Raw genomic sequence first — 11,382 nt, 5'->3', positions numbered from 1 at the left:
ATAATATCTATAGGGGATTTACCCACTACAAATATTATAGAGCCTAAAAAATGAGGTCGGGCTCTTTTGTCCCAACCTCTTCTGCTATTCATAAAATTGTTTATAGGGTTTATTAAAGGCTTCTAAGATATCTGATGGAGTTTCTGCATAAGATTTTATCTCTGTCAAATTCCCTTTAACGATAATTCTCTCAACTGCATTAGCATCTTCACAGGTTACCAAGGTAATCTCTTTAATCCCATCACGTTCGTCAATTACATCTACGCGATCAGGAGTTACAATTTTAACTTCTTCAATCTCGTATGTATAGACTTTCTCTTTATCAGTGAGATAAATTTTCATCCCTTTCTCAGCGCGAGCAAGAGGAGAGAATAATTTCTTATCTGCATTTTCACCTGCAAAGATACGGTGACTTGCTAGAGAATAATTTCCTTCCCCCATTACCTGATTGGCTTTCATTGTCCCAGCACCATAAAAGAGGTTAACATTATCGAGCCCCTTAAATATTGGCAGGTTCATTTCAAGCTCTGGAATGGCAATACCTCCAATAACCGGAAGTTGTTGGGAATTCCACTGAGCTGATAAGACTGCCTCCGAGGAAAGTGATTTTACAGAGTCAAAATCGAAATTCCCTTCTGTTTCTTTATTCTCCTCAATCTCTTCCTTAGTTACTTGACTGACCTGATACTTATTAGTGTTCCAAATCATGAACATATCACGAATATTGGCATTGAAGATTAAAGCGATAGATAACAAGATTAGGAATCCTGCCAGTATGTTAATCAGTAGATTCTTACGTTTATTTTTTTTACTTTGATTCTTTTTTTGAGACATTATGCTTCACTTTCTGTTTCCTGTTCTGCCCCAACTTCTTCTTTTTCTGCTGCTGCAACACTTGTAAAAGTCACAATCTTAGCATCTTGATCTAGACGCATCACTTTTACTCCCATAGTTGAACGCCCTGTTTGTGAAATATTGGCTACATTTGTTCGAATCATGACACCTGTATCAGTGATAATCATCAAGTCTTCGTCACCGTTTACTGTTAAGAGACCAGCCAGAGGACCATTTTTTTCAGTAATATTGGCTGTTTTCATTCCCTTACCGGCACGACCTTTTGTTGGGTATTCAGTCGCAACTGTGCGCTTACCGTATCCTTTTTCAGTTATGATAAGGACTTCATCTTGGTCAGTGATCACTCTCGCTCCTACTACTGCATCACCTTCACGAAGGTTTACCCCTTTAACACCAGTGGCGATACGACTCATACTACGAACTGAAGACTGATTGAAACGAACTGCATAACCTAATTTGGTTCCGATGATGATATCTGTGTCTTTTTCAGTTAGTAAGACATTAATCAACTCATCCTCATCTTTCAGATTCAAGGCTTTGAGACCATTTTGACGAATATTGGCGAATTCTTTAACGCTGGTTCTCTTAACAATACCAGCACGAGTTGTAAAGAAGAGGTAAGCATCATCACTACGTTCTGATTCAACATTGATAATGGTTTGAATGCTTTCACCATCGTCTAGTTTCAAAAGATTGACGACTGGCAAGCCCTTAGCAGTGCGACCATACTCTGGAATTTCATACCCCTTAAGACGATACACACGCCCTTTATTAGTAAAGAATAGCAAATGATCGTGAGTGCTGGTTGAAACCAATTCACGCACAAAGTCATCGTCCTTAACTCCAGTTCCTTGAACGCCACGTCCACCACGTTTTTGAGCTGTAAATTCGTCTTGGTCCAAACGTTTGATATAACCTTTATTTGATAGAGTGATGAGAACATCAGACTCTTCAATCAAGTCTTCATCTTCAAGCGTCAAGACTTCACCAACCATCAACTCAGTACGACGTGGATCGCCAAACTTACGTTTGACCTCATCCAATTCTTCCTTGATGATTTGCGCTACGCGTTCTGGTTTTGCAAGAATGTCTGCCAAGTCAGCAATCAAAGCAATAAGCTCATCATATTCCGACTGAATCTTGTCACGTTCCAAACCTGTCAAACGACGTAGACGCATATCGAGAATTGCTTGACTTTGACGTTCAGATAACTTGAACTTGCTCATCAATTCAGCTTGGGCTTCTGCATCCGTTTCACTGGCACGAATGATACGAATGACTTCGTCAATATGGTCCAGAGCAATTAACAAACCTTCTAAGATGTGTGCACGCGCTTCAGCTTTCTCTTTGTCAAATCGAGTACGACGAGTCACCACTTCTTTTTGGTGCTCAATATAAGCATCCAAGATTTGACGAAGAGAGAGAATCTTTGGTACACCATTCTGGATTGCCAGCATGTTAAATCCAAAGCTAGTTTGCATTTGAGTCATCTTGAACAAGTTATTCAAAATAACATTGGCAGACGCATCACGTTTCACTTCGATAACAAAGCGAACACCCTCACGGTTTGATTCGTCACGAACGGCAGTAATTCCTTCGATACGTTTTTCTTGAACTAAACGCACAATATGTTCATGAACTTTGGTTTTATTAACCATGTATGGAAACTCTGTTACTACGATACGTTCGCGACCAGTCTTAGTTTCTTCGATTTCAGTACGAGAACGAAGAACAATGGAGCCTTTCCCTGTTTCATAAGCCTTATGAATACCTGATTTCCCCATAACAAGGGCACCAGTTGGGAAATCTGGACCAGGAAGAACTTCCATTAATTCCTTGGTTGTAACTTCTGGATTATCCATGACCAACTTCACTGCATCAATGGTTTCACCCAAGTTATGTGGTGGAATATTAGTCGCCATACCAACAGCGATACCTGTAGCTCCATTGACCAAAAGGTTTGGGAAACGAGCTGGGAGAACCAGGGGTTCACGTTCATTGGCATCATAGTTATCTACAAAATCAACGGTATTTTTATTGATATCGCGAAGCATTTCAAGGGCGATCTTACTCATACGTGCTTCGGTATAACGCTGAGCGGCAGCACCGTCACCGTCCATGGAACCAAAGTTACCATGCCCATCTACAAGCATATAACGGTAGCTCCACCATTGAGCCATACGAACCATGGCTTCGTAGATAGATAAGTCACCGTGTGGATGGTATTTACCCATGACATCCCCTGTAATACGAGCAGATTTCTTATGAGGTTTATCTGGTGTCACACCCAATTCGTTCATACCGTACAAAATACGACGATGAACTGGTTTCAATCCATCTCGAACATCAGGAAGGGCCCGCGATACGATAACACTCATGGCGTAGTCGATAAAGCTGGTCTTCATCTCCTTTGTCAGATTGACATTCACTAAATTTTTATCTTGCATTAACAAATGCCTCATTTCACTATTAGTAACTAGATATATTATACCATAGTTTAGCTTATATTTCAGTCTCTGGATACACCTAAAACGCTTACATTGATAACTGGATGTTATATCCGTGACAAAGCTATTTAAAAGTGATAGAATGGAATCAGACAGGGTATTACCCTAAAAAAAACAAAGGAGATGTTTAGACTAATGACAGCAACTAAACAACACAAAAAAGTTATCCTCGTTGGTGATGGTGCCGTAGGTTCATCTTACGCTTTCGCTCTTGTTAACCAAGGAATTGCCCAAGAACTTGGTATCATTGAAATTCCTCAATTACACGAAAAAGCTGTTGGTGACGCTCTTGACCTTAGCCACGCCCTTGCTTTCACTTCACCTAAAAAGATCTATGCTGCTGAATACGCTGACTGTGCGGACGCTGACCTTGTAGTTATCACTGCTGGTGCTCCTCAAAAACCAGGTGAAACTCGTCTTGATCTTGTTGGTAAAAACCTTGCAATCAACAAATCAATCGTAACACAAGTTGTTGAATCAGGATTTAACGGTATCTTCCTTGTAGCTGCTAACCCAGTTGACGTTTTGACATACTCTACATGGAAATTCTCAGGATTCCCTAAAGAACGCGTTATCGGTTCAGGTACTTCTCTTGACTCAGCTCGTTTCCGTCAAGCCCTTGCTGAAAAATTGGATGTAGACGCTCGTTCAGTTCACGCCTACATCATGGGTGAACACGGTGACTCAGAATTTGCCGTTTGGTCACACGCTAACATTGCTGGTGTTAACCTTGAAGAATTCCTTAAGGACACTCAAAACGTTCAAGAAACTGAATTGATCGAATTGTTCGAAGGTGTTCGTGACGCTGCTTACACAATCATCAACAAAAAAGGTGCTACATACTATGGTATCGCCGTTGCCCTTGCTCGTATCACTAAAGCAATCCTTGATGATGAAAATGCAGTACTTCCACTTTCTGTATTCCAAGAAGGCCAATACGGAATCAATGACGTCTTCATTGGTCAACCAGCTGTTGTTGGAGCACACGGTATTGTACGTCCAGTGAACATCCCATTGAACGATGCTGAAACTCAAAAAATGCAAGCTTCTGCTAAAGAATTGAAAGCTATCATTGATGAAGCTTGGAAAAACCCTGAATTCCAAGAAGCTTCAAAAAACTAATTTAAGTTAGAAAAAATGTCTAGACGGTTTGTCTAGACATTTTTATATTTCATTACTTTATTTCATTTGAGCAAAAGCCGCTTCTGCATCTGCGTTACTTATTGCACCTAATTGAATCTTAGCAATTTTACCCTCTGAATCAATTAGATACTCTGTAGGGATGCTTCGAATTTGATAATCTTGAAAAACAGCTCCTTTTGTATCATATAAAACTGGGATGTCTTTATAACCTTGTTCTTCAAACCACTTTGGAAATTGGTCTATCGTTTTTTCACCTTGAAGCCCTGGAGCAATGACAGATAAAATTTCGAAATCACGATCTTCCTTAGCAGCAAGCTCCATCAATTCTGGCATACTCTTCTTACATGGTCCACACCAAGATGCCCAAAATTTAAGATAAACTTTTTTACCTTTAAAATCAGATAATTTCACTTCTTTTCCATCCATTGATTGAAGCGTAAAATCAGGTGCTTCTGCTCCGACAGCCACTTGCTTCACAGTTGTTTGCTGCTGTGTCTGAGTCGTTTGATTTTCTTGACTTGATTTTTTCTCTTCCTTGCCACAAGCAATCAGAAGAAAGAGAGACAAGAAACTAAGCCCAAAATAGATAATTTTTTTCATAGATAACTCCTTTTATCCTAATATTCCAGATAAGACATTTAACTGTCCCAACATTAATAAAATTCCCATGAGAATGATCAATAAACCACCAATTTTCTTCAATAAAAGTATGTGGGATTTGATTCTACTAAAATAAGGCATGACAAGACCTGATGCCAAGGCCAGAACTAAAAATGGAAGCGCCATTCCGAGAGTGTAAATGAGGGTTAATAAGGCTCCCTGAAGAGCTCCATTTCCTCCTGAGGCAGCCAGTGCTAAAACAGAACTTAAAACTGGGCCTATACATGGAGTCCAGCCAAAGCTGAAGCTGATACCCAGTAAAAAGGCCGACAAATATTTGCTAGACTGTTTTTGCTTAAATGTTACTGTTTTTTGTACCTCTAATTTTTGTAAGTGAAGAATTTCCATCTGATGCAAACCCAGTATAATAATCATGATTCCCATGACATAACGGAACCAGTCAGCATAAAGTAAATTCCCAAGGAATCCTGCTCCAAATCCAAGAATAAAGAAGATGAGAGAGATACCCGCAATGAAACAGAGTGTCCGAATCAATCCTGACCAGGCAACATCTTTACCCAAAAAACGAAATGTCTTTGACTCCTCTTGATCATCTAGCAGAACACCTGCGTAGACTGGTAACAAGGGAAAGATACAGGGAGAAAAGAATGACAATACCCCAGCTATAAAGACAGAAATAAAAAATAAAATACTTTCCAATTAAGAACCTTCTTTCATATAGTTATCTTTTATTTTACTATAAAAGAAAACGTTTGTAAGAAATCCGCTACGCAAATTAATTTTCAACTTGAAAGAATCAAAAAAGGAGCTCAGCTCCTTTTTTGATTAATAAGTTCCCTCTTCACCTTGACTTGTCAAGATTACAGGTCCATCCTTGGTAATAACAAACTGGTGTTCATACTGACATGATAGACCACCGTCGATAGTTTTGTGAGCCCAACCTGTTTTCATATCTGTATCGATTTCCCAATCACCTGTATTGATCATAGGTTCGATTGTCAAAACCATGCCTTCACGAAGGCGGAGACCGCGACCTGCGATACCATAGTTAGGAACCATTGGTTCTTCATGCATAGTTGGACCAACACCGTGTCCTACAAGATCACGAACAACGCCGTAACCACGACTTTCAGCATATTCCTGAATAGCAGCTCCAATATCTCCAATACGGTTTCCTACAACAGCTTTTTCAATACCAATGTACATAGCTTCCTTGGTCACGTCCATTAAGTTTTTAACTTCTTCTGACGGTTTTCCAACAGCGTATGCCCAACAAGAATCTGCCAAGCCGCCCGTAAAGTTTTGAGTATATTTTTTCATCTGCTCAACGTTGTTAAAGTTGAGTTTAGAAACATTGAGGTCAGACTTAGCGATTGGCCCACCAAGAACCATATCAACCTTCAGCAAATCGCCTTCCTTCAAAATATAGTGGCGTGGAAAAGCATGGGCTACTTCGTCATTGAGTGAACAGCAAGTGGCATAAGGATAATCCATCATTGCCCCATCAACACCGATTTGTAGTGGAAGGAAATTTTCTTCTTTACAACGACGACGCACATATTCTTCTACTTCCCACATATCTACACCTGGTTTGATGATGTCACGCAAACCGATGTGAATACTGGCAAGAAAATCGCCAGCTTTATCCATTGCTTCGATTTCTCTAGCTGATTTTAATGTAATCATGTTTTCTCCTAGTTTTAATTAATTTTTACAGTAACATTTGCTTTTGATACGATTTGATGATTGATATAAATGTCATAGTCAATAATAGCTGACCTTCTCGTATGATGAATAATTCTAGCCTGAATCCGCAAGGTATCATCAATCTGAACAGCTTGTAAGAAATAAATCAACATTTGTTCAATGATAAGGTTACGTCCGCTATTCACAACCAGATCTTGCGTCATATGGGTCAATATTTCTGAAAGAACTCCATTTGCAAGGACTCCATTTTTTTCCAACATAAATGGTTCAACCGTAATGACAACTTCGTCATGGTGGTAAGATAACTTCTGACCAACCTGTTCTGAAAATGTTGGTAAAGCTGAAACTTGAGAGCGACTCATCTTTTCCATGACATCCCGTCTAGTAATGACACCAAGTAAGGTTTGATTGCTTCTCACAACAGGTACCATTTCAAAGTCTTCAGCAATCATTCTCTGGCTAACGTTAGCGATATTCGTCGCTAAACCAGTCATATAGACTGTCCTTGTCATGACCTTATCTATCGTTGTACCAGGTGATTTATCTCCAGCATCACGCATAGTAACTACACCAACAACAACCTGATGCTGATTGATGACAGGGAAACGACTCGTTCTATTCTTACGAACCAAGTCTAAATAATCTTTGACAGTATCCGTTTCCTGTAGAAAACCATATTCATGACTGGTACGATAGATTTTTTCAACCGTTAAAATATCTGTCTTAATCTGAACATTAGACAAAGCTCTGTTGATCATAGTCGCAATTGTAAATGTATCATGTTTACTGCGCAATACTGGAATATTTTTTTTATTAGCATGGTTCAAAACATCTTCATGAACTTCAAATCCACCTGTTACCAAGACAGCATTTTCATTTTCAAGTGCTAATAACTGAATACGTGTTCGATCTCCTACGATAAGTAAGCCGCCATCATGAAGATAAGAAAGAATATTCTTTTCAGTCATCGCTCCAATGGAGAATTTACTAAATTCTCTATCCAATCCAGCTTGACCAGCTAAAACTTCCGAGCCTGTAACTTCTGCAATTTCTGCGAACGTTAATTTCTCAATAGCTACTTTTTTTGACTTTACACGTACTGTTCCACTTCGAGGACGTGTTTCAACAAGTCCCCTATTTTCAGCTTCTTTGATAGCCCGATATGCCGTACCATCACTTACTCCCAGCCGATTTGAAATACTACGAACACTAACACGCTTCCCAACTGGTAATTCTTCCAAGTAGGCTAATATTTCTTGGTGTTTACTCATTTAGATTTCCTTTTGTATAACGGAATTCTAGATAATCCCGCATCTTTCGGGTATAACGATCGCTACCTTTAAAACGACGATAAAGAACAAAATCTGATTTTTCTGCTACTTTCTGACTAGCAACATTTTCTAGATGTGTCACAATCGAAAGTTGCTTCAATGCAAACTCGTTCATGGATAAATCTCGTAATTTGGTAACTGCTTCAGTCATATAACCGTGAGACCAATAGTTTTTCTTTAAAAAATAGCCAATTTCTGCTTCTTTCTTAATTTCATCAAGCTTTTCAAACTTGATAGCTCCAATCATTCTTTGCTCTTTTTTATCACAAATAGCCCAAATCCCCAAAGGTGATTTCATAAAATAATTGGCAAGAGCATACTGACTTTCTTCAATACTTGCTTGTGCAGGAAAGATAAATTGAAGATTTTCAGGATCCGATGCAAGTTGATGAAAATCATCTACATCTGTAAAAAAGAAGGGACGGAAATATAAACGTTCCGTCTCATAGAAAGAAAATTTTGCTAATTTAGTCCAGATATTCATTGCAATCCTCAAATTGCTAATCTTCGATTAGCTCAATATCTGCTCCAAGATTACGCAATTTTTCGATAATATTCGAGTAGCCTCGAAGGATGAATTCAACATTGGTAATCTCTGTTTTTCCTTCAGCCATCAAGCCAGCAATAACTAAGGCAGCTCCAGCACGTAGGTCTGTTGCCTTAACTTTTGCACCCTGTAAAGGATTTCCACCCTTATAAAGTATGTGGTCGTTTGTTGTTGAAATATCTGCATTCATTTTGGCTAATTCAAAAACATGGTTGACACGTTTTTCATAGATTGTATCAATCAATGTGCCACGACCTTCTGCTTTTAATAGCAAAGGAGTAATAGGCTGTTGAAGATCTGTTGCGAAACCTGGATAAGGAGCTGTCTTGATATTAACAGCCTTTAGATTTGTTTGCTCTTCGACGAAAATACTGTCTTCAGAAACAGTCATGTGAACACCCATTTCTTCAAGTTTAGCAATAAATCCTTCTAAATGCTCATAAAGTACATTATTAATTCGAATCCCATGACCTACTGCAGCTGCCATCGAAATATATGTGCCTGCTTCGATACGGTCAGGGATGACTTGGTGGCGTGTCCCGTGCAAGCTATCCACACCATCAATTATAATCATATCTGTACCTGCTCCACGAATGTGAGCTCCCATATTGTTTAATAATGTAGCCACATCAATGATTTCAGGTTCGCGAGCAGCATTTTCAATAACTGTTCGACCTTTAGCTTTTACTGCTGCTAGCATCGTATTGATTGTTGCACCAACACTAACAGTATCCATATAGATATGCGCACCATGTAGACTTGATCCTTGGGTTGAGAGATTCATATTATCTCCCTCGTAGGTTGTCTTAGCTCCCATAGCTTCAAATGCTTTTAAGTGCAAATCAATCGGACGTGGTCCTAGGTCACACCCTCCAGGCAAACCTACAGTTGCTTCACCAAAACGTCCTAAAAGACTACCATAGAAATAATAAGACGCACGCAAGCTATTAATTTTACCATAAGGCATTGGTTTATTTTGAACACCACGAGGATCAATCTCAAGAACATCGTCATAACGCTTGACACTAGCTCCCATGATTTCCATAATCTCAATAAGACTAGCTACATCAGAGATGTCCGGAACACAATCCAAAATCACAACATCATCTGATAAAATAATAGCAGGAATCAAGGCAACGACACTATTTTTAGCGCCACTAATCGTAATTTCACCTTTCAATGGTCTCCCACCGTTAATGACAATTTTTTTCATTTTATACTCTTTCACTATTTATTAAGAAGGTCTCATCCTATATTATACCATATTTCTTACTAATAGCCAATCCTATAAAAAAATTAGGCCCAAAACTATCTTGATATTAAAGACGATAACTGTGGTTATATCAGTTAGAATTATCATACTTATCAAAGCTAGTAAAAATCTTCCTAGCCTGTAATTTTAAGGCTTGCAACAAAATTTTTACTGTACATTTTTTGTTTGCGATTGGGTAAAGAAAGACAGGCTTAATAAGTATATGCAATAGTATTCAACTTTTATAAAATAAGAAATTAAACCGATGATATTGTACAAAAATTTTACATCAAAATCATTTTGGGTACCAAAATGGGTATCAAAACAAAAAAATAGGCTCTCCGAAAACTCGGAAAGCCTTATTTAATGCTATTTCTAGCTTCCTCGCCTTTACATTTCAAGGCTCGGGATAAAAAGGTTCACTGGACCTTTTTATTTTGCGATTGGGTAAACAGAAACTTGTTTTTTATCGCGACCTTTACGTTCAAAGCGTACTACGCCTTCAACTTTAGCGAATAAAGTATCGTCTCCACCACGTCCAACGTTTACACCTGGATAGATGTGTGTACCACGTTGACGGTAAAGGATTGATCCACCAGTTACAGTTTGTCCGTCAGCTGCTTTAGCTCCAAGACGTTTAGCTTGTGAATCGCGTCCGTTTGATGTAGAACCTCCACCTTTTTTGTGGGCGAAAAGTTGCAAGTTGTTAAGAGTCATTTTTAACATAATGTTTTCCTCCGTGTTAGTTTTCTGTGATAACTCTGGTTTGGACGAACTCAGAAGAGTCCTCCGATAAGGTTGCCATACCTAAGAAAAATGATTCAAAGAATAATTGTGTCATTTCTCTCTGGTGAGAAGGAAGATCTCTGGGAATTTCAACCATAAGATAGCCACCTTCATCTTCGTTTAATTTTAAGATTGGTTCATAGCCTGCAAATTTCTCAATGGAATTGATAAAGTTAATGGCAAGCGTAGAAACCGATGCACACACGACATCAAAGCCGTATTCGCCACTCTCGGCGTGTCCAGTAATTTCCGCACTCCTCAGCTCGCCATCTTCGGCTCTCTCAAAGACTGCTTGTATCATGTGTTCTCCTTAAAATTAAGCGTTGATTGCGTTGATGACAACTTTTGTATATGGTTGACGGTGACCTTGTTTACGGTGGCTACCTTTTTTAGGTTTGTACTTGTAAGTAACAACTTTCTTTTGTTTTCCTTGTTTTTCAACAGTTCCAACTACAGTAGCTCCAGCAACAAGTGGAGTTCCGACAACAGTGTTTTCACCACCAACAAGAACAACTTCGTTAAAAGTAACTTCTTGACCAGCTTCAACGTTCAATTTTTCTACGTAGACTGCTTGACCAACTTCAACTTTAACTTGTTTTCCGCCAGTTTTGATAATTGCGTATGTGCTCATTA

General features: G+C 38.9%; 12 protein-coding genes. 1 reads left to right on the top strand and 11 read right to left on the bottom strand.

Annotation, left to right across the window (positions count from 1 at the left end; genetic code table 11):
* Positions 1 to 84 precede the first annotated feature (84 nt).
* Together AB2B50_RS02330 and gyrA are read right to left on the bottom strand one after the other, a co-directional pair.
* Positions 85 to 834, bottom strand: coding sequence for a class A sortase (locus AB2B50_RS02330; protein WP_000078698.1), 750 nt, complete (start codon positions 832 to 834; stop codon positions 85 to 87).
* Positions 834 to 3,302, bottom strand: a complete 2,469-nt coding sequence (gene gyrA, locus AB2B50_RS02325) for a DNA gyrase subunit A (protein ID WP_320692086.1) — start codon at positions 3,300 to 3,302, stop codon at positions 834 to 836. Before gyrA ends, AB2B50_RS02330 begins: the two co-directional genes overlap by 1 nt.
* Positions 3,303 to 3,497: 195 nt before the next feature.
* Between gyrA and AB2B50_RS02320 the strand changes: the two genes are divergently transcribed.
* Positions 3,498 to 4,484 carry an L-lactate dehydrogenase gene (locus AB2B50_RS02320; protein WP_320692087.1) on the top strand — a complete coding sequence of 329 codons (987 nt, stop codon included), beginning with the start codon at positions 3,498 to 3,500 and terminating at the stop codon, positions 4,482 to 4,484.
* Positions 4,485 to 4,541: 57 nt separating this feature from the next.
* On the opposite strand, the gene sdbB is transcribed toward AB2B50_RS02320, so the two are convergent.
* From sdbB to rplU, 9 genes are all read right to left on the bottom strand, one after another.
* Positions 4,542 to 5,105 carry a thiol-disulfide oxidoreductase-associated lipoprotein SdbB gene (gene sdbB / locus AB2B50_RS02315; RefSeq protein WP_320692088.1) on the bottom strand — a complete coding sequence of 188 codons (564 nt, stop codon included), beginning with the start codon at positions 5,103 to 5,105 and terminating at the stop codon, positions 4,542 to 4,544.
* A 12-nt stretch (positions 5,106 to 5,117) separates the two neighbouring features.
* The gene (gene ccdA2, locus AB2B50_RS02310; protein ID WP_320692089.1) at positions 5,118 to 5,825 is read right to left on the bottom strand and encodes a thiol-disulfide oxidoreductase-associated membrane protein CcdA2; all 708 of its coding nucleotides are present in this window, start codon (positions 5,823 to 5,825) and stop codon (positions 5,118 to 5,120) included.
* Between the two features lie 126 nt (positions 5,826 to 5,951).
* Positions 5,952 to 6,812 (bottom strand): methionyl aminopeptidase, encoded by an 861-nt coding sequence (locus AB2B50_RS02305; RefSeq protein ID WP_049525847.1) that lies wholly within the window; start codon positions 6,810 to 6,812, stop codon positions 5,952 to 5,954.
* A gap of 14 nt (positions 6,813 to 6,826) precedes the next feature.
* Positions 6,827 to 8,104, bottom strand: a complete 1,278-nt coding sequence (gene spxR / locus AB2B50_RS02300; protein ID WP_045763437.1) for a CBS-HotDog domain-containing transcription factor SpxR — start codon at positions 8,102 to 8,104, stop codon at positions 6,827 to 6,829.
* Positions 8,097 to 8,648, bottom strand: a complete 552-nt coding sequence (locus tag AB2B50_RS02295) for a GNAT family N-acetyltransferase (protein ID WP_320692090.1) — start codon at positions 8,646 to 8,648, stop codon at positions 8,097 to 8,099. The genes spxR and AB2B50_RS02295 overlap by 8 nt, the downstream gene beginning before the upstream one ends.
* Before the next feature lie 16 nt (positions 8,649 to 8,664).
* Positions 8,665 to 9,924 (bottom strand): UDP-N-acetylglucosamine 1-carboxyvinyltransferase, encoded by a 1,260-nt coding sequence (locus tag AB2B50_RS02290; RefSeq protein WP_320692091.1) that lies wholly within the window; start codon positions 9,922 to 9,924, stop codon positions 8,665 to 8,667.
* A gap of 471 nt (positions 9,925 to 10,395) precedes the next feature.
* Positions 10,396 to 10,689, bottom strand: coding sequence for a 50S ribosomal protein L27 (gene rpmA / locus AB2B50_RS02285; RefSeq protein WP_000916509.1), 294 nt, complete (start codon positions 10,687 to 10,689; stop codon positions 10,396 to 10,398).
* Positions 10,690 to 10,705: 16 nt separating this feature from the next.
* The gene (locus AB2B50_RS02280) at positions 10,706 to 11,050 is read right to left on the bottom strand and encodes a ribosomal-processing cysteine protease Prp (protein ID WP_049503223.1); all 345 of its coding nucleotides are present in this window, start codon (positions 11,048 to 11,050) and stop codon (positions 10,706 to 10,708) included.
* A 15-nt stretch (positions 11,051 to 11,065) separates the two neighbouring features.
* Positions 11,066 to 11,380: a 50S ribosomal protein L21 gene (rplU, locus tag AB2B50_RS02275; RefSeq protein WP_000109141.1), complete on the bottom strand. Its 315-nt coding sequence runs from the start codon at positions 11,378 to 11,380 to the stop codon at positions 11,066 to 11,068.
* Positions 11,381 to 11,382: the final 2 nt, after the last annotated feature.

This window comes from Streptococcus fermentans (assembly GCF_040888305.1).
GTDB classification, from domain to species: Bacteria; Bacillota; Bacilli; order Lactobacillales; family Streptococcaceae; genus Streptococcus; species Streptococcus fermentans.
Note: the sequence above shows the minus strand (reverse complement) of the source record. Positions and strands in the feature narration are given on the sequence as shown.